The organism is Actinocorallia lasiicapitis, assembly GCF_054778695.1.
This window is the reverse complement of the sequence record NZ_BAAGZI010000016.1, coordinates 15,605-39,959: the sequence shown is the minus strand read 5'-3', so window position 1 is coordinate 39,959 and position 24,355 is coordinate 15,605. Positions and strand designations below refer to the sequence as shown.

General features: G+C 68.0%; 21 protein-coding genes. 2 read left to right on the top strand and 19 right to left on the bottom strand.

Annotated elements, in window-relative coordinates; all coding sequences use genetic code 11:
- Positions 1–217: 217 nt before the first annotated feature.
- A complete protein-coding gene (locus tag ACYVE7_RS03885) occupies positions 218–961 on the top strand; it encodes a TetR/AcrR family transcriptional regulator (protein ID WP_460363124.1) in 744 nt (247 codons plus the stop codon).
- Between the two features lie 10 nt (positions 962–971).
- Here the strand turns inward: ACYVE7_RS03885 and ACYVE7_RS03880 are convergent, their stop codons facing one another.
- Positions 972–2,171, bottom strand: a complete 1,200-nt coding sequence (locus ACYVE7_RS03880; protein ID WP_460363123.1) for a PucR family transcriptional regulator — start codon at positions 2,169–2,171, stop codon at positions 972–974.
- A 281-nt stretch (positions 2,172–2,452) separates the two neighbouring features.
- On the opposite strand from ACYVE7_RS03880, the gene ACYVE7_RS03875 reads away from it, so the two are divergent.
- Positions 2,453–3,409, top strand: a complete 957-nt coding sequence (locus ACYVE7_RS03875; protein ID WP_460363122.1) for an acyl-ACP desaturase — start codon at positions 2,453–2,455, stop codon at positions 3,407–3,409.
- On the opposite strand, the gene ACYVE7_RS03870 is transcribed toward ACYVE7_RS03875, so the two are convergent.
- From ACYVE7_RS03870 to ACYVE7_RS03785, 18 genes are all read right to left on the bottom strand, one after another.
- Positions 3,406–4,569 carry a PucR family transcriptional regulator gene (locus tag ACYVE7_RS03870; RefSeq protein ID WP_460363121.1) on the bottom strand — a complete coding sequence of 388 codons (1,164 nt, stop codon included), beginning with the start codon at positions 4,567–4,569 and terminating at the stop codon, positions 3,406–3,408. The genes ACYVE7_RS03875 and ACYVE7_RS03870 overlap by 4 nt on opposite strands.
- Positions 4,570–4,681: 112 nt before the next feature.
- Positions 4,682–5,476, bottom strand: a complete 795-nt coding sequence (locus ACYVE7_RS03865) for an alpha/beta fold hydrolase (protein ID WP_460363120.1) — start codon at positions 5,474–5,476, stop codon at positions 4,682–4,684.
- Positions 5,477–6,046 (bottom strand): hypothetical protein, encoded by a 570-nt coding sequence (locus ACYVE7_RS03860; protein ID WP_460363119.1) that lies wholly within the window; start codon positions 6,044–6,046, stop codon positions 5,477–5,479.
- A gap of 8 nt (positions 6,047–6,054) precedes the next feature.
- Positions 6,055–6,747 (bottom strand): hypothetical protein, encoded by a 693-nt coding sequence (locus ACYVE7_RS03855; RefSeq protein WP_460363118.1) that lies wholly within the window; start codon positions 6,745–6,747, stop codon positions 6,055–6,057.
- 11 nt (positions 6,748–6,758) lie between these two features.
- Positions 6,759–7,331: a hypothetical protein gene (locus tag ACYVE7_RS03850; RefSeq protein ID WP_460363117.1), complete on the bottom strand. Its 573-nt coding sequence runs from the start codon at positions 7,329–7,331 to the stop codon at positions 6,759–6,761.
- Between the two features lie 10 nt (positions 7,332–7,341).
- Entirely contained in the window at positions 7,342–7,830 is a 489-nt protein-coding gene (locus ACYVE7_RS03845) for a hypothetical protein (RefSeq protein WP_460363116.1), read from the bottom strand.
- Positions 7,827–9,071: an MCE family protein gene (locus ACYVE7_RS03840; protein ID WP_460363115.1), complete on the bottom strand. Its 1,245-nt coding sequence runs from the start codon at positions 9,069–9,071 to the stop codon at positions 7,827–7,829. The genes ACYVE7_RS03845 and ACYVE7_RS03840 overlap by 4 nt, the downstream gene beginning before the upstream one ends.
- Positions 9,071–10,102 carry an MCE family protein gene (locus ACYVE7_RS03835; RefSeq protein WP_460363114.1) on the bottom strand — a complete coding sequence of 344 codons (1,032 nt, stop codon included), beginning with the start codon at positions 10,100–10,102 and terminating at the stop codon, positions 9,071–9,073. The genes ACYVE7_RS03840 and ACYVE7_RS03835 overlap by 1 nt, the downstream gene beginning before the upstream one ends.
- The gene (locus tag ACYVE7_RS03830) at positions 10,099–11,235 is read right to left on the bottom strand and encodes an MCE family protein (protein WP_460363113.1); all 1,137 of its coding nucleotides are present in this window, start codon (positions 11,233–11,235) and stop codon (positions 10,099–10,101) included. The genes ACYVE7_RS03835 and ACYVE7_RS03830 overlap by 4 nt, the downstream gene beginning before the upstream one ends.
- Positions 11,235–12,269 (bottom strand): MCE family protein, encoded by a 1,035-nt coding sequence (locus ACYVE7_RS03825; protein ID WP_460363112.1) that lies wholly within the window; start codon positions 12,267–12,269, stop codon positions 11,235–11,237. Before ACYVE7_RS03825 ends, ACYVE7_RS03830 begins: the two co-directional genes overlap by 1 nt.
- Positions 12,266–13,306, bottom strand: a complete 1,041-nt coding sequence (locus ACYVE7_RS03820; RefSeq protein ID WP_460363111.1) for an MCE family protein — start codon at positions 13,304–13,306, stop codon at positions 12,266–12,268. Before ACYVE7_RS03820 ends, ACYVE7_RS03825 begins: the two co-directional genes overlap by 4 nt.
- The gene (locus ACYVE7_RS03815) at positions 13,303–14,517 is read right to left on the bottom strand and encodes an MCE family protein (RefSeq protein ID WP_460363110.1); all 1,215 of its coding nucleotides are present in this window, start codon (positions 14,515–14,517) and stop codon (positions 13,303–13,305) included. Before ACYVE7_RS03815 ends, ACYVE7_RS03820 begins: the two co-directional genes overlap by 4 nt.
- A complete protein-coding gene (locus ACYVE7_RS03810; protein ID WP_460363109.1) occupies positions 14,514–15,362 on the bottom strand; it encodes an MlaE family ABC transporter permease in 849 nt (282 codons plus the stop codon). The genes ACYVE7_RS03815 and ACYVE7_RS03810 overlap by 4 nt, the downstream gene beginning before the upstream one ends.
- Positions 15,363–15,366: 4 nt before the next feature.
- Complete coding sequence (locus ACYVE7_RS03805; protein WP_460363126.1) at positions 15,367–16,131, bottom strand: MlaE family ABC transporter permease; 765 nt, start codon at positions 16,129–16,131, stop codon at positions 15,367–15,369.
- A gap of 34 nt (positions 16,132–16,165) precedes the next feature.
- Positions 16,166–16,729, bottom strand: a complete 564-nt coding sequence (locus ACYVE7_RS03800; protein WP_460363108.1) for a hypothetical protein — start codon at positions 16,727–16,729, stop codon at positions 16,166–16,168.
- Between the two features lie 103 nt (positions 16,730–16,832).
- A complete protein-coding gene (locus ACYVE7_RS03795; RefSeq protein WP_460363107.1) occupies positions 16,833–18,710 on the bottom strand; it encodes a DUF6801 domain-containing protein in 1,878 nt (625 codons plus the stop codon).
- A gap of 14 nt (positions 18,711–18,724) precedes the next feature.
- Positions 18,725–20,593, bottom strand: a complete 1,869-nt coding sequence (locus ACYVE7_RS03790; protein WP_460363106.1) for a DUF6801 domain-containing protein — start codon at positions 20,591–20,593, stop codon at positions 18,725–18,727.
- 93 nt (positions 20,594–20,686) lie between these two features.
- On the bottom strand, positions 20,687–24,319 hold the full coding sequence (locus ACYVE7_RS03785) for a fibronectin type III domain-containing protein (protein WP_460363105.1): 3,633 nt from the start codon (positions 24,317–24,319) through the stop codon (positions 20,687–20,689).
- Positions 24,320–24,355: the final 36 nt, after the last annotated feature.

The window sequence follows — 24,355 nt, the reverse complement described above, 5'->3', positions numbered from 1 at the left end:
GCGGTCAGCACCGCCACTCCCCCGGCCAGGGCCTGCGCCAGCTCGGGCAGGACGGCGCCGATCGGCAGATCGCCGCCGCGGAGCGGCGGGGCGGGCGTCGGCTGGGCTGGCATCCGCTCAGGATAGGCGGTCACGATCCCGCCGCCGGAGACACGGGTTCTGCGGCTCCACTGGACACTTCGCCACAGAAAGTACAAAGACCAACTAGGATACGCGCGTGACGGAGCCGATCCGCAAGCGCCAGCCCTACCGCCGACTGGCCGCCGACCAGCGCCGCGAAGAGATCATCAACGCGGCGATCAACCTGTTCGGGAAGCAGTCGGAAGAAGAGGTGTCGATCGACGAGATCGCCGCCGCCGCCGGAACCTCCCGCTCCTCGCTCTACCGGCACTTCGACGACAAGGGCGAGCTGTACCTGGCCTCGATGCGCACCCTCGCCGAGGAGCTGATCGCCCGGCTGGACGCGGTCGACGGCGGCTCGCCGTCCGAGCAGCTCGCCCAGCGGATCGCGGTCTACTTCGACTTCCTGGAGGAGTTCGGCGTCGGGTACGCCGACATCATCCAGATGAGCACCCACGTCCCGTCGCAGGAGGCGATCCGGCTGGCGGGCGACGTCCGCGGCCTGGTGTTCGAGCAGACCTACCGGACCCTGGGGATGGCCGAGCCCACCCCGGCCCTGCGGATCGGGCTCCAGGCCTGGATGGCGGGGCTGGAGTGGACGGCCATGGACTGGCTCCGCGAGCGCAGCCAGTCCCGCCACCGGGTCGAGGTCCTCATGCAGGTCCAGTTCGCGACCATGCTGGTCGGGGTCGCCGCCTACGATCCGGTGATCGCCGGCAAGCTCGACTGGATCCTGTCGGTCGAGCCGCCGGGCAGCCCGGCGGCCCTCCTCGTCCAGCGGCTCGTCGACGCCTCGACGCTCCGCATGGTCGGCAACATCACCCGGATCCTGGCAGATTAGACCGCGCAGATCAGACGGCGGCGGCGCGGCTCAGCACGCTTCTGGTCCTGAGGATCATCTCGATCTCCAGGCAGCGCTGCGGGTCGGACAGATCCTTGCCGAACAGCTTCTCGAGCTGGCGGAACCGGTAGCGGACCGTCTGGGGGTGGACGTGCATCCGGCGGCCCGCCTCGGTGGCGTTGAAGTTGTGCGACAGCAGCGACAGCAGGGTCTCGGTGAGCCGTTCCCGCTGGACGACGGGGAGGTCGTCCAACGGCGCCAGCCGGGTGGTGGCCATGGCGTCGAGGAGGTTCTTCGCCCCGAACATGACCAGGGTCGTGACGTGGTCGGCGCAGTGCACGAGCCGGTCGTCGTCGATGACGCCGCGGTCGACCAGCGAGAGCGTCTCGCGGGCCCAGCGGTGGGATTCGGCGGCCCGCTCGACCGGGACCGGCATCCCGACGATCACGGTCCAGTCGCGCAGCAGCGGCGCCAGCAGGTTGTTGCGGCCGGGGCCGTCGGGGTCGGGGATCAGGATGCAGGGCTGGTTGCGGCCCCAGTCGACGATCAGCCCGTCGGGGAGCAGCCGGGGCGCGTGGTGGGAGCGGTCGCGCGGCGCCAGGACGGCCGCGGAGACGGTCTTCGGCACCATCCAGCGGGCCTTCTCCGCGGCCTGCTGGATCGCCTCCCGGTCCGGGCCCGGCTCGGTCAGCAGCAGCGAGATCAGCGCGGCCCTGCGGCGGGCCAGGACCTCGGGCGAGGCCTCCCCCTCGGACTCGTGACCGACCCGGACGGCGGCCGTCACGGCGTCCATATAGCTGAACTGGGCGTCGGCCAGCAGCCCGATGGTGAGCCGGTCGATGTCCAGGGCGTCCAGCTCGTCCTTGACGCTCCGGAACATGGCCCGCCCGGCCTGGCGCAGCGCGTGGTGGAGCTCGTCGAGGCCGCGTCCTTCGCGCGCCATCCGCTTGCCCAGGTCGATGTAGCTCTGCACCTGGCGTGCCCAGGCGCCGTGCGGGTCCTCGAGCAGGTCCGCGAAGTTCACGAGCCCGGTCATCACCCGTTCCCTGACCCGGGCCGCGGCGGCCGGATCACACCAGTCGGGCTCGTCCTCGTGCAGTTCGCGGATGATCTCCTCACCGACCCGGGACAGGTCTTTGCGCAGGTGGCGGGCTAGTCGGAAGGGGATGGCCTCGAAGGGTTTGGCGTCAAAGGGGGGTGGGGTGGTCATGCGGCTCCTCTGTGACACACGGGGTCCTACAGCGTCACCCAGCCACCGGGAGATCGCTTGTCAGCTTTGGAGCAATCTGAGGTCCGCGATCATTGTTCAACTCACTACGGGACCCTGCGTCCCACAAGCTCGCGCCGATCAGTGACGCCGGTGCCAAAGTTCCCGGCACACTTCATGACCTGAGTGACTGGCGCCACAGCGATCTACCCGGCAACATCTTTAGCCTGCCGTAATCGACCGTTTCATCCCCTCCGCTCCATCCCATCGAAGGGCTCCTGACCATGACGCTCACCTCTCCCCCCTCCCGAACGGACGTCGAGCTCCTCACCGAGCTCGAACCGGTCGTCGCCCAGGAGATCGACCGCCATATGAAGGTCGCCGACGAGTGGTTCCCGCACCAGTTCGTGCCGTGGAGCCAGGGCCGCGACTACGACGGCCCGATGGGCGGCGAGGGCTGGGAGCCGGGCGACTCCAAGGTCAGCCCCGAGTCCCGTGAGGCGCTGCTGGTCAACCTGCTGACCGAGGACAACCTGCCCGGCTACCACGCGTCGCTGCGGCTGACCCTCCCCGACGACAGCGCCTGGGCCTGGTGGGCCAACCGCTGGACGGCCGAGGAGAACCGGCACGGCATCGTGATCCGCGACTACCTGACGGTGACCCGGGCCATCGACCCGATCGCCCTGGAACGCGCCCGGATGCACCACATGCAGGAGGGCTACACCGCCGCCCACGGCACCGACGCCTTCCGCGGCCTGGCCTACGTCTCCTTCCAGGAGCTCGCCACCCGGGTCTCGCACCGCAACACCGGCCGCGTGTCGGGCGACCCGTTCTGCGACGCCATGATGAACCGCGTCGCCAAGGACGAGAACCTGCACATGATCTTCTACCGGAACCTGCTGAAGGCGGCGTTCGAGGTCGACGCGTCGTCGACGATGGTCAAGGTCAGGGACGTGGTCCGCGACTTCCAGATGCCCGGCCACGCCATCGACGGCTTCCTGCGCAAGTCCGTGCAGATCGCGAAGGCCGGCATCTACGACCTGCGCCTGCACCACGACGAGGTGCTCTCCCCCGTCCTGCGGTTCTGGAACGTCTGGGACATCGAGGGTCTGGACGCCGAGGGTGAGCAGGCCAGGATCGAGCTGGCGGCGTTCATGCAGAACCTCGACGACGCCGCCACGAAGTTCGAAGAGCGCCGCGCCGCCCAGAAGGCCCGCGCCGAGGCGCGGGGCCAGGGTTAGTCCTCTTCCGACCCCTCGGGGTTGAGGGTGAGCCACCCGTGCAACACCATGTGGAGTTCCAGCCGCTGGGCGGGGTCGTACATGCCGTCGCCCAGCAGTCCTTCGAGCTGCCGCACGCGGTAGCGGATGGTCTGGGCGTGCATGTGGAGCCGGGTGGCCACCTCGGTGGCGTTGAACCCCGACTCCAGGCAGGCCAGCAGGGTACGGGCCAGAACCTGGCGCTGCCGGGGCCGCAGGCCGAGCAGCGGGCCGAGCCTGCGCTCCGCCACCTGGCTCACCAGATCCTCCTGCCGGAGGATCACCAGCGACGGCAGATGCTCCGTCGCGATCACCAACTCCCCGGTCGGCACGAGACCCCGCCGCGCGAGGCCCAGACCCTGACCGGCCCAGTCGGCGGAGCGGTACGCCTCGGTGAGCGGGACGGTCGGCCCGGCGACCGCGATCCAGTCCTTCAATCCGTGTTCGAGCATCTTGCGACGCCCTGGGCCGTCCGGGTCGGGGACGACCAGGCACGGCCGGTCGAGATGGAGCCCGACCAGGACCTCCGACGGCAGCGCCGGCCTGCGGGCGTTCAGCCCGTCCCGCTCCAGCACCGCGACCACCGCCACGTGCTGCGGCAGCGCCCAGTCGGTCTTCTGGGCGAGGTCGCGGATCTCCTTCAGCTCCGGTTCCGGGACGAGCAGCAGCTCCAGCAGCCGCCGGCGGCGGCCCTGGAACTCGCCCACCTCGCGGGCGTTGGCCTCGGCGTAGCCGCTGGAGACCGCGGCGGCCAGCACGTCGATGTAGGTCAGCACCGACGCGGTGATCTGCGCGACGAGCTGCCCCGTCATGTCGAACCCCTCCTCGGGGGCCCGCTGGCTGATGAAGTCGACGGTCACCCTGGTGGCGAGCCGCGCGGCCATCTGCCACGTCTCGAGGCTGTTGCGGCCTTCCCTGGCCTCGCCGACGCCCAGCTCCCGGAAGAACCGGAGGACCTCGGTGGAGTCGGCCTCGGGGTCGGCGATCAGATCGAACCAGTGGCCGACGGAGTACTCGACCGCGAGCTGCATGACCTCGGAGTACCGGGGGTCGTGCGGGCGCACGTACTCCGGCACCTGCGTCTCGATCGCCTTGACGCCGAGACGCGCTATTTCCGACAGCTGCGGGCGGAATACCCTCACCAATTGATCCAGGGTCTCCCTATTAGACTCATAATCCAAAATTCCCTGGAGCATTCCCATGCCCTACCGCCTTTCCCTTATGTCTCGGAAAGCGCATCGGGCGGGAATTCTGTTACACCGGCCGTCCCGGGGAACGCGTCCCTTGCAGGATGAACGCGGCCACGGTCTCCGGATCATCCGTCATCGGGACGTGTCCGCAGCGCCGCAGCATCATATGCCGAGCATCGGGCAGCTCACGTTTTGCCACATGTGACTGGTAACGCGGCAGCACCATGTCCAGGTCGGCCCACGCGATGCTCACCGGAATATTTTTTGAGATTCCGGGACGGCACGGCGGGTACTCCGTGATGAACCGCAGCAGGGTCGGCCGGGCCCGCAGCAGTGCCCGGAAGTCGCCGTAGGCGCGGTCGGGGTCCAGCCGGGTCGGGTGGTGGTGGATCCAGAAGAAAAGCAGCATCCGCCCCAGCTCGGAGCGGGTCAGCATCCGCGCGAACGGCGACAGGACCGTCGCGACGCCCATGACGGCCCCGAACAGGCTCAGCGTGTACGCGAAGTCCGCGGGGCCGTACCAGAAACCGCCGGGCGACAGCGCGGTGACGCTCCGGACGGCGCCGACCTCGCCCAGCTCCAGCGCGAACCGGCCGCCGATCGAGTTCCCCACCACGTGGGGCTTGCCGACGCCCAGCTCCTTGATGAACTGGCGCAGCTCCTCCAGGATCGCCTTGCCGGGATGCAGTCCCGCGCCGCGCAGCTTCGGCGACTCGCCGTGCCCCGGCAGATCGACCAGGATCAGCTCCCGGTGCGGGGCCAGCAGCTCGACCAGCGGGTACCAGGCCTGCCTGCGGTGGGCGATGCCGTGCAGGAGCACGACCGGCTCTCCCGAGCCGATCCGCTCATGGGCGAGCATTCAGGACGCTCCGAAGGTGTCGATCGCCGTGATCTGCCAGTGGCCGTCGCGGCGGAGCAGGTCGAGGCCGAGCATCGAGGAGCCGTACTGGTGCTTGTCCTTGGCGACGCTGGTGCTGGACTGATCGGCGAAGATCAACATCCGGGCCTGGTCGCCGTCCAGGCGGACGACGGAGCTGTCGGTGACCGTCATGGTCAGGACGAGCTGCAGTTTGACGGCCTCCTTCCGGACGACGCTGAACATCCCGTCGTACTGCTGGACCGCCTCGCCGGTGAGCAGGCGTTTCGCTGCGGTCTCAGCCTTGCCGGGGTCGGCGTAGTTGTAGGAGAAGGCCGTGTTCACCGCGTCGGTGATCTGGCCCTTGAGCTCGCTGGTCCGGACGGCGTCGGTGAGCGCGGCATTCTGCGCCGCCGGGGTACCGATCAGGGTCTCCGCACGGCCGTGCGACCAGAACGCGAACGCCGCCAGCAGCAGCGCCGCGACGGTGAGCAACACGGGCAGCGGGGTGAGCAGAGGAGCGTTCGAGGGGCTGGTCGAGCGGCCGGTCAGGCGGCTGGTCTGGGTGGCCATGGTCTGCCTTACTGCGTCGGGGTGGGGGGTTCGCCCAGGCCGCTGACCTTCCAGCCGGTGGCCGTTCTGGTCAGCTCGGCGATCAGCCGGCGGAACTTGAGCTGGGGCGCGCCACTCGGCGGAGTGATGCTCAGTGACTCGGCGACCAGCAGCCGGGCCTTGCCCGCGTGGTCATCCAGTTCGGTGAGGCCGAGTTCGAGCACCTTCGCGGTGGTCACGGTCTTGGCCTCGGCGAGCGCCGCCAGAGCGCTGGTGCGGCCCTGGACGATCTGCTGGTAGAGGGCTCCGGTCGAGGCGTCCTGCCAGCGGTTCAGGTCGGCCTCGGCGGTGCGGTGGTCGAGGGTGCCGAGGTTTTGGATCTGCTGGCTGGCGGCGGCCAGCACCTCGTCGCGGACCTCGGAGTAGCGCAGGTCGGTGTCGTGGGCGGCGGCGTACCAGCCCTGGCCCGTCCAGATCGCGCAGGCCAACGCGGCCAGGGCGAGGGCGGCCGAGGCCCAGCGGAGCCGATCGCGCCCCTTCGGCTCCGCCGGCTCGGCCACCGCCGCGGTCTTGGGTGCGGGCTCCGCTTCGACCGCCTCGGCCTTGGGGGCTGCTTCGGCCTTGGCGGGCGCCTTGGCTTTGGCGGCGGGCGCGGGCTTCGCGCCCGGCTTCGGCTTGGGCCGGTTCTGCGCGGTGGTCTTCCGTTTGGTCTTCTGTGCCATGGAGGCCACCTTCAGCGGGACGCGATCTCGGTGATCAGCCATCGGCCGTCGCGGCGGACGGCGGAGACCGAGAGCTGGGCGGGGAGGGTGCCGGCGGGCTTGCCGGCCTTGGTCTGGGTCTGGTCGAGGAAGAACAGCAGCCGCGCCTTGTCGGCGGTCAGCTCGTTCACCCCGGCCCGGACGACGCGGGTGGACAGGGTCAGCTTCTGGGCGGGCACCTGGGTGCGGAGGGTGCCGAAGAGCTGCTTGTACTGCTCGGCGGCGCGGCCCTCCAGAAGGGTCGTGGCGGCCTGCTCGGTCGCGGCGAGCGTGTCGGGCGTGTAGGAGAGCACCTTCACCAGGCCGTCGCCGACCTCCGTGATCACCTGTTCGGTGGCCGCGACGTCGATCAGCGAATGGTTGTCCGCCGCCGGGCTCGCGCCCGGCCGTTCGGGCAGGAAGAGCAGCCCGGCGGCCGTCAGCGCGATGAGGAGTGCGACGGCGAGCTGGGTCCAGGTGAGGACCGGACGGCGGCGTCTGCGCACGGGGGACGTCGCCGTCCGGTCCGGCTCGATGGCCTGCTGGTCCTTTTCGGTCATGGTCATGGTCCCTGCCTCAGCGTCCGTCGACCGGGATCATGGAGAGAGATGAGAGCTTCCAGCCGTCAGCGGTGCGCTCCAGCCCGGCCTCGTACCGTTTGCGCTGATCGCTGGGCGGGGTGTTCGGCGCGGTCAGGTCGATCTTGACCGAGGCGATGAGGACGGCACGTCCCGCCCGGTCGTCGAGCGAGAGCACCGCGGCTTCGGTCACCGTGCCGACGGCGGTGGTCTTGCCGGTCGCGACCAGCTTCCGGTTGTCGGCCTCGTCGCGGCCGAGCTGCGCGAGGAGCGGGCCGGTGGCGGCGTCGCGCCAGGACTTGAGCCCGGCCTCGACGGTGGCGTGGTCCATCGTGTTGAGGGTCGCGATCTGCCGGGAGCCCTGGCTGAGCACCAGCTCCCGGGAGTCGCCGAGCTGCTGTTCGGGACCGTCCGCCGGCTGGAACCAGCTCCAGCCGGACCAGCCGAGGAACACCAGCGCGGCGACGATCAGCACTCTTCCGATCATCGGACTCCCATCCCGAGCAGTGCGGCCAGATCGGGCTGCGTCCGGTCCGGCAGGGCCGGCAGGCTGAGCGCCCCGGCCAGCCGCGTGTTGGCGCCGGCACCGTCGCCTGGCTTGGCGGCGGGCGGCAGCGGGCCGCCCTTCGGCGCGTTGCCGGGACCGCGCACCTCGACCCCGGTGGACGGCGGCATCGTGCAGGTCGCGCCCGTGTTGAGCGCGGGGCCCGCGGAGGTGTCGAGTCCGTTGCGGTACTTGGTCTTGCCGTACCCCTGGGTACAGGGCAGCGGGTTGAAGAACGTGGTGACCAGGCTCATGTTGAGCTTGCCGTCGCTGACCACGCTGTTGCCGACCGAGATCGCGGCGGGGATCTTCACCAGGAGCTGCTGCAGGCCCTGCTTGCGGGAGAGCACCACGTCGGAGGTGGTCAGCAGGTTCGCCACCAGGACGCCCAGCTCGGGGTCGGTGTCGCGGAGCAGCCCGACGAGCTGCTCCCCCGCGACCGGGGTCGCCGCGATGAGCCGTTTGAGGTCGGGGTCGGAGGTGCGGAGCTGCTGGCTGAGCAGCTTCGCGCTCTTCGCGAAGGTCGCGAAGGCCGACGCCTCGACGTTCTGCGTGTGCAGGACGGTCTCGGAGTCGACGACGAGCTGCGTGAACTGGTCGCTGTGCTTGTTGGCCTCGGCGATGAAGCTGCGGGTGTTGTCGAGCAGCGCCTGCAGGTTGGGGCCCTGCCCGGAGAACGCCGTCCCGAGCTCGGTGATGAGGACGTTCAGGTCGTCCAGCGGCACCGACTTGGCGACGGTGTTGAGGTTCACCAGCAGATCGGTGACAGGCCTGGGGATCGTGGTCCTGGCCCGTTCGATGACGGCGCCTTCGGCGAGGAAGGGTCCGGCCGACGACTTGGGCCGCAGGTCGAGGTACTGCTCACCGACCGCGGAGCGGCTGGCGACGATCGCGTCCGCGTCCACGGGGATCTTCGGGGCGCCCTTGCGGATGCGCAGCTCGGCGATGATCCCGGTCTCGGTGAGGCGCATCGGCCCGACCCTGCCGACCGAGATGCCGCGGTAGCTGACGTCGGCGTTGGTCAGCAGACCGCCACCCTGCTCCAGGTCGACGTTGACGGTGTAGTAGTTCTGGTAGCCGACGTAGCGCCCGAGATCGGCGTAGTTCAGCCCGATATTGGCGATCGCGATCGCACCGATGATCACGAACAGAATGTTCTTGATCTTGGTACCGAGGGTCAGCATCACTGCCCCCCGGTGTTCGGCAGGGACAGCGGCGCGATCGGCGGGATGACCTCAGTGCTGCCGGGCACCGCGGTGATGCTCAGGTAGACGTTGAGGTAGTCGCCCTTGATCGCGGGGCCGACGGCGTCGGTGAAGGGGAACGTGAACAGCGCTTCCAGCGCGTTGGGCAGGTCCGCACCGGACTGGGCGAGCCTGCGCAGCGTCGGTTCGAGCGCCTTGAGGTCGGCGACCATGTCGGCCTTGCTCTTCCTGATCGTGGTGGAGGCGATCCCCGACAGCCGCTCCAGCGAGCGCAGCATCCGGACCATCGCGGCGCGCTGCTCGTCCAGAACCTTCAGGCCGGGGCCGAGATCGTCGATGGACTCGCTGATCTCCTGCTTGCGGCTCGCGAGGTTCGCCGAGAGCCGGTTCAGGCCGTCGATGGCGTCGACGATCGCCTTCTTGTTGCCGTTCAGCGACGACAGCATCGTGGTGACCCGCTTGATCAGCACCTTGAACTGCTGGCCGTTCTCCCCGCCGAACGCCTTGTTGAGCTCCCGGGTGATGGTCTGCATCTGGCTGATGCCACCGCCGTTGAGCAGCAGCGACATCGCGCCGAACACCTCTTCGACCTCCGCGTTGCGGTTGGTGCGGTCGAGCGGGATCACCGCGCCGTCGGTGAGGCTGCCGGTGCCGCCCTGGGGCGGCGCGGAGAGCTGGATGAACTTCTCACCGAGGAGGCTCGACTGGTCGAGCCGGGCGAACGCGTTGGCGGGCAGCTTGACGTCCCCGTTGACGATCAGCTCGACCTTCGCGGTCCAGCCGTCGGTGGGCAGCTCGATGCGGATGACCCGGCCGACCGGGACGTCGTTCACCTTGACCGCGGACTGCGGGACGAGGCTGAGCACGTTCTCGAACTCCGCGACCACCTTGTAGGGGTGGTCGCCGACGTCGGCGCCGCCGGGCAGCGGCACCTCCTGCATGGTGGGCAGCGACGAGCAGCCGGCCGTCAGCAGGACGGCCGCCGCGAGGGTCGCGATCCGGCGCTTCACAGTCCCGCCCCCGCTCCGTACACGAATCCGATGGCGGGCAGCGCCATCGGCGGCAGCCCCGCGGCCTGGTTCTGCGAGACCGGCTTCAGGCTCGCCTTGCGCTGGCAGGCCGGGGAGGCCGGGCCCTCCGTGGGGCAGGCGCCCCCGGCGGCCGTCTTGTTGGCGAAGGAGCCCATGCCCTTCTGGAGTTCCAGGAGGTTGCCGCGGGCGCTGAGCGTCCGGGTGGCCGGGTTGTAGGCGCGCAGCAGGTTGTCGGCGTCCAGCGGCAGCACGTCCAGCGTGGTGGCGAGGGCCTTGCGCTGCTTGACCAGCACCCCGGTGATGTCGGCGAGCTTGTCGACGTTGGAGCGGATCAGTTCGCGGTTGTCGGTGATGAACCCCTTGACCTTGACCAGCGCGTCGGAGAGCTGGTCGAGCGACGCCCCGATCTCGGCCCGGTCGTCGGCGAGGAACTTGGCGACGACCGCCAGCTTGTTCTCCGCCGCACGAATACTGCTGTCGTTCTTCTTCAGCATCGCCACGAACTTCTGGAGGTTGTCGACGGTGGCGAACAGGTCGCCCTTGGAATCAGCGAGGGTCTTGCTGGCCTTGCTGAACTCCTCGATGACGGTCCGCAGGTCCTGACCGTTGCCGTTCAGGTTCTTCGCACCGACCTTGATGGCCTCCGAGAGAGCCCCGTTCTTGTTGATCCCGTTGGGGCCAAGCTCCTGGGCGAGCGACTGGAGGCCCTCGTAGATCTGGTCGAGCTCGATCGGAGTGCGGGTGTCCTTCTCCTCGATGACGTGGCCCGGCGCCATCTTCGGCCCGTCGCTGTAGGCGGGCACGAGCTGGATGTACCGGTCGGAGACGATGCTGGGGGTGACCACGGCGGCCTTCGGCTCGGCGGGCAGATCCACCCCGTGGTCCACGTCCAGGACGACCTTGACGCGCTGTCCTTCGGGGGTGATCGACTCGATCCGGCCGACCCGCACCCCGAGGACGCGGACGTCGGAGCCGGGGTAGACGCCGATCGTCGCGGTGAAGTAGGCGGTGACCTTCGTGCCGGGCGGCGACGGCAGGATCATCACGCCGCCCGCGACCACGAGCACCGCGACGATCGCGACGAAGGCCCAGGAGCTCAGCTTCTTGAGCATCAGTTACCGCCTTGCTTGGGAGGCATGCACCCGGTCGCGGGCACGGCGTCGGGCGCCGTCTCCTTGGTGACCAGGCCGCACAGGTAGCCCTCCATCCAGGGGCCGTTGCCCAGCGCGTTGCCGATCACCGTGGCGTAGGGGGCGGTGAGGGCGAGCGCCTTGTCGAGGTTGTCCTGGTTGCGCTGGAGGATGTCGGTGACCTTGCCGAGCTCGGTGAGCGCCGGCTTGAGCTGGGCGTTGTTGTCGTCGACCAGGCCCGAGAGCTGGACGCCGAGCTTCCGCGAACCGACGAGCAGGTTGTGGATCGCCTGCCGCCGCTTCTGCAGCTCGCCGAGGAGCAGATCACCGTTCTTGATCAGGGATTCGATCTCGGTGCCGCGGTCGGCGAGGGTGCCCGACAGCTTCTTGGTGTCGGCCAGCAGCCGGGCGAGCTGCTCGTCGCGGGAGGAGATCGTCTTGGAGAGTTCGGCAAGGCCGTTGAGTGATTCCTTCACACCCTTCGGGGTGTTCTGGAAGGTGGTAGCCAGGACGCCGAGGCTCGTCGCGAACTGGGTGGAGTCGATCTTGCCGAGGGTGTCGGCCAGGCCCTGGAACGCGTCGACGACGTCATATGGCGCGTGCGTGCGGCCCAGCGGGATCCGGACCTTCGGGTCGAGGGGCTTGTCACCGAGCGGTTCGATGGCCAGGTACTTGTCGCCGAGCAGTGTCTTGATCGCGATCGAGGCGGTGGTGGCGTCGCCGATCCAGGTCTTCCTGACCCGGAAGGACACCTTCACCTTGCCGCGGTCGAGCTCGACCCCGGTGACCGTGCCGACCTTGATCCCGGCGACGCGCACCTCGTTGCCGTCGCGCAGGCCCGCCGACTCGGTGAACTCGGCGACGTACGTGGTGCCGCCGCCGATGACCGGCAGATCGTTGGCGCGGTAGGCGACCGCGCCGAACAGCAGGGCGAGGGTCAGGCCGACGATCGCGACGATCACCGGGTTGCGATCCCTGATCGGTTTGCGGGCAGGCCGCTTCAGCTTGAACTTCACGACGTGCACCTCGTGGCCGTGTTGGGGATGCCCGTGATCAGCGGGGAGGTCTCGCCGGGGTAGTCCTTGTACTCGATGCCCTTGACGTCCGCTTCACAGACGAAGAAGTTCAGCCACGAGCCGTAGGTGCCGAGCCTGGTGATCCCCGACAGCTTCACCGGAAGCTGCTTCAGGAACTGGTCGACCTTCGGGGAGTGGTCGGCGAGGTTCTTCGACAGCTTCCCGAGCTGGTAGATGTCCTGCTTGAGCGGGGCACGCGCCTCTTCGAGCAGACCCGCGGTGACGACGGCCAGGTCGTCGATGGAGTCGATGGCGTCGCCGATCGGCTTGCGGTCGGCGGCCAGCCCCTTGACGAGCTGGTCCATGGTGCCGATGAGGTTGCCGAAGGCGTCGCCCCGCGAGTTCACCGCGTCGAGGACGGCCGTCAGGTTGTCGATGACCTGGCCGATCACCCCGCTGCGTCCCGCGATGGTGCTGCTGAGGGAGCCGAGTGTGGTCAGCAGGGTCTCCATGCTGCCGCCCTCACCCTGGAACACCTGGATGATCGAGCCGGACAGCTCGTTGACGTCCTCGGGCGACAGCGCCTGGAACAGCGGCCGGAAGCCGTTGAACAGTTCGGTCATGTCGAGGGCGGGCCTGGTCTGCTCGACCGGGATGACCGAGCCGGGCTTGAGGTCGCCGACGTCGCCGGTGCCCTGGCCGAGCTCGAGGAACCGCTGGCCGACCAGGTTCAGGTACTTGATCGTCGCGGTGGTGGACAGCGGCAGCCTGCGGCCCTTCGCGACGGTGAACCGCACCTGCGCGAGCCGCTTGTCGACGACCTTGATCTGGTCGACCTGCCCGACCTGGACGCCGGCGATGCGCACCGTGTCGCCGACCCGCAGCCCTGAGGCGTTGGTGAAGCGCGCGCTGAACTTGTCCTTCGCGCCGGAGTCGGGCTGGGCGATGCTCAGCGCCAGGACGGCGGTCGCCAGGACCGTCACCACGATGAAGATGGCCGATCGGACGATCGGTCCGACGAGGGAACGTCCATTCATGAGACGCGCACCTCGCTCCCCCGGTACACGGGGCCGAGCAGCACGCTCGTCCAGTCGGGCAGCGCCGACGGCAGCTCATCGATACCAGGGGCGACCAGCTCGTTGACCTGCTGGTTCTCCTGCGGCGAGTTGCCGATGCCGAGCCCGCCCGCCGCGACCTTCGTCTGCTTGGCCGTCGTGTAGGGCACGGGGTAGCAGCGCGGTCCGCTCTTGGCGTTGTAGACCGGCTTGTCCTTGCCGGGCCGGTAGGGGGCCTTGGCGGGGACGGAATGGACGTTCACATGAAGACCGGGATTCTTGGTGCCCTTGCCTAGGATCTTGTCCATTTTCGGGACGAAGTCGGCGAGGGCCTGGAAGGTGCACGGGAATTCGGGCGAGTACTTCGCGAACAGCTGGAGCCCCGGCTTGGCGTGCGCGGACAGCCGGATCAGGTTCCGGGAGTTCTCCCGCAGGAACGCGGTGAGCTCCTGGGAGGTGCCCGTCACCGAGCTGTACAGCCTGCTCAGCTCGTCCTTCTGATCGGCGATCGTCTTGGACGTGTACGTGAAGTCCTTGACGGCGTCGACCAGCTCGGGAATCGAGTTCTCGAAGTTGCGGGTGAACTCGACCAGCTCTTTGATGTCACGGTTCAGAGCCGGCAGGTTCGGGTTGAGCTTCTTGAGGAACAGGTTGAGGTCGCGGACGGTGGCGGCGATGTCGTCGCCGCGGCCGTCGAGGGCCTGGGCGAGCGCGCTGAGCGTCGCCGACAGCTCGGCCGGCTTGATCGACTGCAGCAGCGGCAGCAGGTTGTCCAGGACCTCCTTGATCTCGGTGGCGTTGGACGAGCGGTCCTCGGTGATCACGCTGCCGGCGACCAGCCGTTCGGGGCTGGGCTGCTCGGGCGAGATCAGAGCGACGTAGCGAGTGCCGAACAGCGTGGTGGGAAGGAGCTGCGCGGACACGTTCGCCGGGATGTTCTTCACCTGGTCGGGCTTGATCGCCAGCTTGAGCCTGGCACCGCTGCCTCCGGCGTCGATGGAGCGGACCTCGCCGACGACGACGCCCCGCAACTTGACGTCGGTGTGCGGGTGGAGCTCGCTACCGGCCGTCGACGCCTCCATGGTGACCCACGAGACCTTGGTGAACTTCTTCTGGTAGACGGCGATCGACAACCAGATGAGCAGCGCGGGGACGAGGATGAAGGCGAGTCCCGCGACCCTCTGCCGGTTCATCCGGCCACCTTCACCGTGGTCGTCGCGCCCCACAGTGCCAGCGACAGGAAGAAGTCGGTGACACTGATGAGCACGATCGACGTTCTGACCGCGCGTCCGACGGCCGATCCCACCCCGGCCGGTCCGCCGGACGCACGGAACCCGTAATAGCAGTGCGAGAGAATCACCAGCACGCTAAAGATGAACACCTTGAAGAAAGAGAGCAGCACGTCGACGGGCACCAGGAACAGCTTGAAATAGTGGTCGTAGGTGCCGGCCGACTGGCCGTTGAAGATGACCGTCACACCGCGTGAGGCGGCGTAGGAGCTGAGCAGGCCCAGCGCGTACAGCGGAATGATCGCGAGCGTCCCGGCGATGATCCGGGTGGTGACGAGGTAGGGAAGGCTGGGGATGCCCATCACCTCGAGCGCGTCGATCTCCTCGCTGATCCGCATCGAGCCGAGCTGGGCGGTGAAGCCCGCGCCGACGGTCGAGGAGAGTGCGAGACCGGCGACCAGCGGCGCGATCTCACGGGTGTTGAAGTAGGCCGACATGAAGCCCGTGAAGGCCGCCGTGCCGATCTGCTGGAGCGCCGCGTAGCCCTGGAGGCCGACGACGATGCCGATGAAGAAGGTGATCGACACCATGATGCCGATCGTTCCCGCGACGACGCTCAGCCCGCCGCTGCCGAAGGCGACCTCCGACAGCAGCCGCTGGATCTCCTTGGGGTAGCGGCGGATCGCGCGGGGCGTCCAGGCCAGCGCCTTGAGGTAGAACAGGAGCTGGTCGCCGGGCGCGTCGAGCACCCGGAGCGGATCCGGTTTCTTCCGGACCCTTCCGAAACGTCCGATACCGAGGACGGCCATCGGTTCAGCCTCCCTTCGGCGGGACGACCTGGAGGTAGATCCCGGTGGCCACGGCGTTGACGAAGAACAGCAGGACGAAGGTGATGACGACGGACTGGTTGACGGCGTCGCCCACGCCCTTCGGTCCGCTGGCCGGGTAGAGGCCCCGGTAGGAGGCGACGACCCCGGCCAGGAAACCGAAGATCAGGGCCTTCAGCTCACTGACGTACAGGTCGGGGAGCTGTGCGAGCGCCGAGAAGCTGGCCAGGTAGGCGCCGGGCGTGCCGGACTGCATGTAGACGTTGAAGAAGTAGCCGCCCGCCACGCCGACCACGGACACCAGCCCGTTCAGCAGCACGGCGACCGCCACACACGCCCACACCCGCGGCACGACCAGCCGCTGGATCGGCGAGACGCCCAGCACCTCCATGGCCGCGATCTCCTCGCGGATGGTCCGCGAACCGATGTCCGCGGCGATCGCCGAACCGGCGACCCCCGACACCAGCAGCGCGACGATCATCGGGCTGCCCTGCTGGACGATGGCGAGCACGCTCGCACCGCCGGTGAAGGACTGGGCGCCGAGCTGCTGGGTCAGCGAACCGACCTGCAGCGAGATGATCGCGCCGAACGGGATGGTGACCAGCGCGGTCGGGAGGATCGTCACGCCCGCGATGAACCAGAACTGCTGCACGAACTCCCGGAACTGGAAGGGTCGTTTGAAACTCTGGCCGAGCACGGAAGCGGCTAGGGCGAACAGCCGCCCCGTCTGGCGCAGGCCGCCGATCCCCATCGTCACGGGATTGATCATGAGTTTTTTCCGGCCCCTACTTGCCGGCGACGACCGACGCGCACGCCGGGGTCTTCGCGAACACGGCCTTCAGGTCCGGGTTGGTCACCATGTCACCGGCCGGCCCGCGGTAGGAGCTGAACTTGTCGATGGTGACGGCGACGTCCGCGAGGGCGGTCTTGAGCTGCGGAATCGTGCTGACCTTCGACGCCTTCAGCGTCTTCAGGCCCTTGTCGACGGCCTCCTTCGAACCCTTCAGGTTCGCCATCGCGTCGGTGTAGGACTTCTCACCGGTCGCGACCGGCGGCTTCCCGATGGTCTCCAGATTGGAGTCGAGGGTGCCGAGCTGAGTCGACAGGTCCGTCAGGAACACGACGATCGCCTGCTTCGACTTCTTGGCGTTCTTCGGGTCGGTGTCCGGCATCTGCAGCCGCAGCGAACCCGAGGTGACGGCGGCGCACACCTTCTGCGCCCACTCGACGCTCGGGCCGGTCCCGACCGAGTCGGAGACCGTCTTCTTGCCCTCATCGGAACTACAGGCGGCGAGCGACGAGCCCGCCAGGGCGACGATCGCGCCCATTACTGCCCAACGCTTGAACATCGGGGTGACTCCTTTTCGGGGTGGTGCGACGATCCTAGGGAGATAAACAGTCGGTGTATTAGCGCGCCCTGAGCGAATAACGCAGGATGACGCGCGGAATCTACTAACCGGTAGTGATCTCCACGGGGGCGCTGGCCTCGGACTTGTCGCCCTTGGCATTCACCGCCACGACCGTCACGGTGTATTTGGTCGCAGGGGTCAGGCCGTTCACGTCGGCCTCGCTTCCGGCGGCCTCGCCCGGCATTTTCTGACCATTCACGTACAGCTCGTAGTGAACGGCTCCGCCGGCGGGATCCACGGAGTCGGCCCAGTCGAGATGGAACGAGTCGGCGGCGACCTTCGACGCGGTCACCCCGGCCGGCACGGCGGGTGGCGTGGCGGCGGGCGGAGCGTTCTCCGGCTCCTTCGGCGGCTCCGGCGCCGCGGGCGGCGCGGGCTCAGCGGGCGGCGCACCTTCTTCGGCCGTCGTCACGGCGAGTGGCGCACTGGCTTCGGATATGCCGCCGCGCGAATCGTATGCCCAGACCACCACCTGATAGGGCCTGCCCGGCGTGAGATCGAGGACATCGACTTCGCTCGTCTTGGAGTAGGCCATCAGCCCGCCGGGTGTGCCGGCTGGAGTCTTCTTCCGCACCTCGTAGCGAACGACCGCATCGCCATCGGGGTCCTTGATGTCGTCCCAGTTCAGACGGAACGAGGTTTCACCGATCTTCTCAGCCACGACGCCCGTAGGCTTCGCCGGGCCCGTGTTCGCCGTCACCGCGAACGTGGCCACCGTAGGATCTTGGTCGCCGTCCATGACGCAACTGCGGGTGAACGTTCCGATGTCAGTAGGTTTACCGTCGGCACCCACAGGAGTCATGGTGACCTCCAGGCCGCCCACGGTCATCCGCCCTTGACCGGGCGTCTTGAGCAGGAGCGAAGGTGCTTCGCCGTTAGCGGGAAGACCCGCCGTAGGCCAAGGACCGAAGTCCGACTGGGGAATGGGAGTCTTCTCGATGGGCAGCCCGATCTGCACGCCGAGCCCCGCGCCGCCGGGAATGTCAGGCGCGAACAGCGAAGCCTGAGCGACCGCCGAGCCTTTGATCCCCGTTCCGAAGATCAGGTTGAGCCCTTCAACGGTGTCGGTGTTGAGCTCGGTGATCGAATCGATCTTGACTTTCGGAGTGTAGACAGTGGATGGAACGGCCGCCGGGTAGGTCACCGTGGTTTTGACCTTGAACTTCTGACTGCCGAGGATCGGGAGCTTCTGGCAGGTATAGACGAACTCCTTGGTCGTCTTCTTTCCTTCAAGCGGAGGCCTCGTCCAGTTGTCGATCCAGAGCGGGGTGTACTTCGGCGGTGCCGGGTGATCGGCGGGCTGTCCGAACTTGATCTCCGTCAGCAGGTTCTTCTGGCCGGGCTTCTGATAGCACTTGGCGGTGAAGGGGGCACCGAGAGCCGTGGGGGTCCCTGCCTTGTCCTTTACCGTGATCTTCAGGTCGATGTTCGCAACATAGATCTGCATCCAATAATCAATGCTGCTACCAAAGGCGACCGGAATCTCACCCTTCGCAATGACCGTCATCGGTCCTGACGCGGGGATCGGGGTAACCGGAAAAGCGGCAGGGGCCGATTGGCTCGTGAACTCGTTGCTGCCCTCGAGTTTGAACGCCGCCGCCGCGCCCGCGTTACCTTCGAGGGTCGCGCCCTTCATCAGATTGAGCAGTTCCACCGTCTCGGCAGGGATCGCCGTGGTGGCCGTGATCTTCGGCTTGGCCATCACCTCGCCGTCCGCTGGCCAGGCGTCGGGAATATCGGCGACGATAGAGACAGCGATGTCCTGCATACCGATCATCGGATAGTCGCAGGCGTAGACGAGGTTGAGCGGCGGGGTCTCGGCTCGTGCGGAGGCGAGGCTCACGAAGACCGACGCTCCTACCGCGGCCGTGCCGAGAACGACGGCCGTGACCGGCGCGAGCTTCTTGCGTGGGAAAATCATTGTCTTCGCTCCCGTCAGCGCTTCGGTTCGATCGGTGCGCAGTTGCCGGTGTCGGCGCGGCAGACCGGGCCCTGGGTGATCTTCAGCAGGTTGTTCGGGCCGGAGATCAGGGTGCTCAGCAGTCGGCTGAGCTGCTCCTTCTCGACACCGCAGCCGGCGAAGGACGGGATCGGGATCTGGCCGCGGAGGACTCCGCCGAGCAGCGGGTCGGTGTAGTCGGGCGCGCCGCCCTTGAGGGCGATCTCGACCGGCTGCGCACTGCGGCAGTTCGCGCCGAGCTTCAGCGGAGCGCCGTTGACGGTCACGTCGTACAGCCGGATCCGCATCGAGATCTTGCCGGTGACCGAGGTGTCCTGGCCGTCCGGGGACAGGGCGACGAGGGTACCGTCGCCGACCTGCTCGAGCTCGACGGTCCCCGTGGTCGGCATGATGCCCAACGTCAGGAAGGTGGAACGGGACCGGATCGGCTTGTCCATCGCGAACTTGACGGTCGTGGTCGTGAGCTGCTTGTTCTTGTCGTACTGGACGCGGTAGGTCGCGTTCGTCAGTGCGGGGTTCTGCTTCGGGCCGTTGATCTCGGTGGCGGCCTTCAACTTGTTGATGTTGGAGAAGCCCGACATGAAGATGCAGCCGCGGTTCTTGTAGCCGTCGCGTTTGATGTCGCCGCAGTTGGCGGGCGGTCCCGCCGGCATCTGCACCGTGAGCGGAGCGCTGGGCTTGGAGAGGTTGCCCGCCTCGTCCTTGGCTCGAACGGTGACGACGTACTTCTTGCGGGGTGCCAGCTTGTACACCCAGGAATCGGTCGCGGTGCCTTCGGCGACGCCGGCCTGGGCCCCGTCGGCGAGGATCACATACGAGGTGACTTCCTCGTTGTCGGTCGAGGCGCCCCAGCCGACGCGGATCGCGGTCGCCGAGGAGTTGTTGAGGAGCTTCAGCTCCGTGGGCGCGGACGGCGCCTCGGTGTCCGGGACGTACTTGGGCGTCCGGAACGTGATCGGTTCGCTCGCCTCGGACACGTTGCCGGACAGGTCCCTGGCCCGGACGTTCAGCGTGTACTCGGTCTCGGGCTTCAGCCCGGACACGACCCCGGTGTTACCGGTGATCTTCTCGTTCGGGACGACCTTGTCGCCGTAGTACACGTCGTAGCCCGCGACCTCGACGTCGTCGGTGGAGGCGCCCCAGGTCAGGGTGACGGCGGAGGAGCGCAGTTTGGTGATCTCCGGCTTGCCGGGTTTGGTGGGCGCCTTGGTGTCGGCGCCGCCCAGCACCTCGAACTGTGCGAGCACGGGGTTCTGGCCGGGGTTCTGCTTGCAGGTGACGGAGAAGTCCTCACCGAGGTCGGTGGGCTGGCCGTCCTTGTCCCTGAGGTCCGGCTTCAGCAGGATGTCACCGATGGTGATCTTGCCGGGGCCCGCCTGGACCAGCGTGGGCCCGATCGCGGAGCCCTTGGCGATGACGTCGGTGGCTCCGGCGGGCGGGATGGTGGTCGGGGCCATCTTGGCGCCGACCTTCAACCGGATCCCGTTGGGGAACTCCGGCACCGACAGCGTGGCGTAGGTGATCGCACCGCCGCGCATGGTCTCCGCGCCCAGGCTGAGCAGGCCGTTGGTGGTGTCCTCGGTCAGAGCCGCGACCGCGTCGACCTTGATCCGGGGCATCGCGACGTCCACCGGCAGTTTCGCCGGGATGTCCGTCTTGATGTTGATTTTGATTTCCTTCTTCCCGATCACCGGGAAGACGCAGCTGTAGGTCAGATCGACGGAGATCGGTGCCGCCGACGCGGGGCTGCCGGCGTCGAGACCGTACAGCGCGTAGGCGATCAGCCCGAGGGCCGTGACACCCAGCGTCGCCTTGCGCCCGGTCGACCTTGGTATGACGCTCACCTGCGGAACTCCAGACTGGAAAACGGGTGGGAGAAGGGCCCCCGCCACCGGAAACGCGGAGCGGGGGCCCGACCTGGTGCTACTGAGCGCTCGTTACTTCTTGAGCGTCAGGTTGATCGTGTTGTTCGGACCGGCGACCAGCGCGCTGACGATCGGCGTGAGCAGACCGCAGCCGTCGATGGCCGGGAGGGTGTAGCTGCCGGACAGGGTGCCGCCGGTGGCCGCCTTGAAGTCGGTGGACTTCAGGGTGACGTCGATCGGCGTCTTGGTCTGGCAGGTGGGGCCACCCGCGACCTCGAAGCCGAACACCTTCACGGTCGGGATCTTGACCAGCATCTTGCTGTTGGTGGTCAGGTTCGCGCCGGCGAGGGTGCCGGTGGTCTGGCCCTGCTGGACGTAGGACACCTCGGCGGTGGCCGGGATGAAGCCGAACAGCGAGAAGTTGCCGGTGGTCTTGTCGAGCGTCAGGTCGGAGGTGAACTTGCCGGCGGCGTCGAGCTTGCCCTTGATCGAGCCCTTGAGCGGAACGGTGCCGTTCGCGGCCTTGATCTTGGACGAGCCGGTGATGCCGTAAGCGAAGTCCGCACCAGGCGTGATCGGCAGGGTGTGGACGGTGGCCTCGTTGCTCAGGTCGGACACGTTGCCGGCCTTGTCGACGGCCTGGACGGTGAACTTGTAGTCCTTGTCGGCGTCGAGGCCCGTCACCGTGAGGTTGGTCGCGGTGACGAGGGTGGTGTTGACCTTCGCGCCGTCCTTGAAGACGTCGTATCCGGCGACACCGGCCTGGCTGTCGGTCGAGGCCGTCCAGCTCAGGGCCGCACTGTTGGAGCTGACGGTGCCGGGAGTGAGGACCGGCGCGGTCGGCTTGGTGGTGTCCTTGGGCGTGACGGTGATCTCGTTGCTGGCGGGGGACGTCTCGGCCGGAACGGCGTTGACGGCCTTCACCGTGAACTTGTAGCTCTTGCCGTAGGCCAGGTCGGCCGACTTGAAGGTGGTCGCGGTCGGCGAACCGACCTTGGCACCGTCGCGGTAGACCTCGTAGCCGGTGGCGCCGTTGACCGCGCCCCAGCTCAGGGTCGGGGCGAAGGAGTCGGCGCTGTCCACGGTGATCACCGGGGCGGCGAGCGGCTTGGCCTCTTCGAGGGTCTTGGCCGTGACCTCGGCGGGGGCGGAGCTGCCCGCCGCGTTCTTGGCGATGACCTTGAAGGTGTACTCGGTGCCCGGGGTGAGGGCGGTGAACTTGTGGCTGGTTCCCGTCACGTTGACCGGGGCGTCCGAGCCCTTGATGACGTCGTAGCTGGTCGCACCGGGGGAACCGGTCCAGTCGAGCGTGATCTCGGTGGTGGTGGCGGTGGCCTTGAGGTTCGTCACCGTAACCGGCGGAACCTCCTTGGCCAGGGTGGTCACCGTGGTGCTCGTCGGAGCGGAGTCACCCTTGGCGTTCTTGGCGATGACCTTGAAGGTGTACTCGGTCGACGCCTCGAGGCCGGTGATGACCTTCTCGGTGCCCGTCACGTTGATCGGGGCGTCCGAGCCCTTGATGACGTCGTAGCTGGTCGCGCCAGGGGAGGCGTTCCAGGACAGGGAGACCTGGTCGACGGCCGGCACGCCCTTGAGGTTCGTGACCGGGGCCGGGGGCTGCTCGTCCTTCGCGGTCTTCACCGGGAGCGTGGCCGGCGCGGAGGTACCGGCTTCGTTCACGGCCGCGACCTTCACGACGTAGTCGGTGTCCGGGGTCAGACCCTCGAAGGTGTGGGTCGTACCCGTCACCGCGGTCGCCGGCGCGTCGCCGATGGCGACGGTGTAACCGTCGGCGTCCGCCGAAGCGTCCCAGGAGACGGAGACCGAGGTCGCCGTGACACCGGTCGTCTTCAGGTTGCCGGGAGTGGGGGGCGGGGTCTGCGCGTCAGCCGTCTTGAGCTGGGCCGGGACCGGCACGGAAGAGCCGGAGGCGTTCTTGGCCACGACGGTGAAGTTGTAGACCGTGCCCGGGGTCAGGTTCTCGAACTTGGCCTCGGTCTTGCTGGCGGGCACGCTGATCGGGTCCTCGGCGCCCTTGGCGACCAGGTACTCGGTCGGGGCGCCGCCCGTGGCCGGGGCCTTCCACTTCACGGTCGCCGTGGTCGTGGTGACCTCACCGGGCTCGATCGTGACCGGGCCGGGAGCCAGGATCGGCGCCGGGTCGGTGTGGAAGGTCTTCGTGGCGGCGGGGCCGGCACCGGCGGCGTTCTTCGCCACGACGGTGACGGTGTAGTCCTTGTCCGGCACGAGACCGGTCAGGGTCGCCGGGGAGCCGGACTCCTTGGAGCCGGTCGAACCACCGGTCCAGCTCACGTCATAGCCGGTGGGCGTGCCACCGGTGGCAGGGGCGCCCCAGGTGACGTCCGCGGTGGTGCTCTTCGGAGTGACCGCGAGGTTGGTGACCTGACCGGGGGCTGGCTGGGCGGACTGCTTCACCTTGAAGGTGAGGAGGTTCTTGCCGGTGCTGCCGGGCAGGAGGTTGCAGTTGCGGCGGAACTGGCCGATGGGCGGCGCGAGGCGGACGTGGTCCGCGTCGAAGGCGTCCATGGACAGGACCAGGTCACGGACCGGGGACAGCGCCGGGTCACCGATGACGATGGAACCGTCGCCGGCCTTCTGGAAGACCAGGGCCGGGGCGGTCGCCACGCCCTTGATCTCGAAGCCGGGGGTGTTGCCCTCTTCGTCGATCGGGTCCGGGACCGTGGCCTCTTCCAGCTTGGCCAGGGTCTGCGAAGCCAGCTCGCCGTCAGGCGTCTTGATGATGTTGTTCGAGATCGCGATGCCGCTGAGATACTTGGCGAACACGCCCGCGATCGCGGTGGAGACGTCCGCGCCCAGGTGCGTGGTCACCTCGATGGCGAGGGGCTTCGCACGGGTGTTGGTGTCGATCTCCTCAGGGAAGTCGACCGCCATGTCCACCGTGATGGTGCGACGCTGGATCGCCGGGAACGGGCAGCTAAAGCTCAGCGGGGCGGCGAGCTCGTAACGCTTGGTCGGGCCGGCGTACTCCTTGGTGTCGACGCCGCGCGGCGGCTGGGTGTCAAACGTCGCCGGCGGGTTGCCGGGCGTGCCGCCACCGTTGATGTAGGCCTGGCCGAGCACGTTGTGCTGACCCTCCTGCACCCAGCAGTCGGCGTCGAACGTGCCGAGGCCCGTCGGGTTACCCGCCTCGTCCTTCGGGGTGAGCTTCAGCTTCAGGTTCTCGACGTTGATCTGCGCCCAGCCACCCTGGGTGACCTTGACCTCTTCGGAGTTGCCCGTCGCGGTCAGCGAGAAACCAGAGGTCGGCTCAGGCGGCGGGAAGGCCACATTGCTCTTGGTGTCCGCGGGGGTCCCAGGGCTGGTGATCGGCTTCTTGCCGATGCTGATGTTGGTCTTCACCTCCTTGCCGTTGGGGAACTCGGGGCTGAACAGTTTCGCGTTCGCGACGCCGCTGCCCTCGATGGTGTAGGCCTTCGCGGCCCACATGCCCTTGGCGGAGGCCTCATTGACTTCCGTGACAGCGGTGATCGGCAGGCTGTAGGAGCCGCCCGTCTGGAAGTCCGGAAGGGTGGTGGACACCGTGACCGTGATCGGCTGAGTGCCGATGAGGGGCCAGCCACACGTGTACTTGATGGGGGGCGCCGTGATCGGGCCGGGCGCGGCATGAGCCGATCCCGCCGCGAGTGCGACCACGCCGAAAGCGGCTGTAGCTGCCGCGGTCATCAGGGAAAGGGCCCTGCGACCATTTGACGCTTTCTT

Excerpts from the sequence above, each read along its gene's own strand:
- ACYVE7_RS03840 (WP_460363115.1), bottom strand. The coding sequence starts at position 9,071 with ATGCTGACCCTCGGTACCAAGATCAAGAACATTCTGTTCGTGATCATC.
- ACYVE7_RS03850 (WP_460363117.1), bottom strand. The coding sequence starts at position 7,331 with ATGACCATGACCGAAAAGGACCAGCAGGCCATCGAGCCGGACCGGACG.
- ACYVE7_RS03865 (WP_460363120.1), bottom strand. The coding sequence starts at position 5,476 with ATGCTCGCCCATGAGCGGATCGGCTCGGGAGAGCCGGTCGTGCTCCTG.
- ACYVE7_RS03830 (WP_460363113.1), bottom strand. The coding sequence starts at position 11,235 with ATGCTCAAGAAGCTGAGCTCCTGGGCCTTCGTCGCGATCGTCGCGGTG.
- ACYVE7_RS03785 (WP_460363105.1), bottom strand. The coding sequence starts at position 24,319 with ATGACCGCGGCAGCTACAGCCGCTTTCGGCGTGGTCGCACTCGCGGCG.
- ACYVE7_RS03795 (WP_460363107.1), bottom strand. The coding sequence starts at position 18,710 with ATGATTTTCCCACGCAAGAAGCTCGCGCCGGTCACGGCCGTCGTTCTC.
- ACYVE7_RS03875 (WP_460363122.1), top strand. The coding sequence starts at position 2,453 with ATGACGCTCACCTCTCCCCCCTCCCGAACGGACGTCGAGCTCCTCACC.
- ACYVE7_RS03810 (WP_460363109.1), bottom strand. The coding sequence starts at position 15,362 with ATGGCCGTCCTCGGTATCGGACGTTTCGGAAGGGTCCGGAAGAAACCG.
- ACYVE7_RS03800 (WP_460363108.1), bottom strand. The coding sequence starts at position 16,729 with ATGTTCAAGCGTTGGGCAGTAATGGGCGCGATCGTCGCCCTGGCGGGC.
- ACYVE7_RS03855 (WP_460363118.1), bottom strand. The coding sequence starts at position 6,747 with ATGGCACAGAAGACCAAACGGAAGACCACCGCGCAGAACCGGCCCAAG.
- ACYVE7_RS03805 (WP_460363126.1), bottom strand. The coding sequence starts at position 16,131 with ATGGGGATCGGCGGCCTGCGCCAGACGGGGCGGCTGTTCGCCCTAGCC.
- ACYVE7_RS03845 (WP_460363116.1), bottom strand. The coding sequence starts at position 7,830 with ATGATCGGAAGAGTGCTGATCGTCGCCGCGCTGGTGTTCCTCGGCTGG.
- ACYVE7_RS03820 (WP_460363111.1), bottom strand. The coding sequence starts at position 13,306 with ATGAATGGACGTTCCCTCGTCGGACCGATCGTCCGATCGGCCATCTTC.
- ACYVE7_RS03860 (WP_460363119.1), bottom strand. The coding sequence starts at position 6,046 with ATGGCCACCCAGACCAGCCGCCTGACCGGCCGCTCGACCAGCCCCTCG.
- ACYVE7_RS03880 (WP_460363123.1), bottom strand. The coding sequence starts at position 2,171 with ATGACCACCCCACCCCCCTTTGACGCCAAACCCTTCGAGGCCATCCCC.
- ACYVE7_RS03815 (WP_460363110.1), bottom strand. The coding sequence starts at position 14,517 with ATGAACCGGCAGAGGGTCGCGGGACTCGCCTTCATCCTCGTCCCCGCG.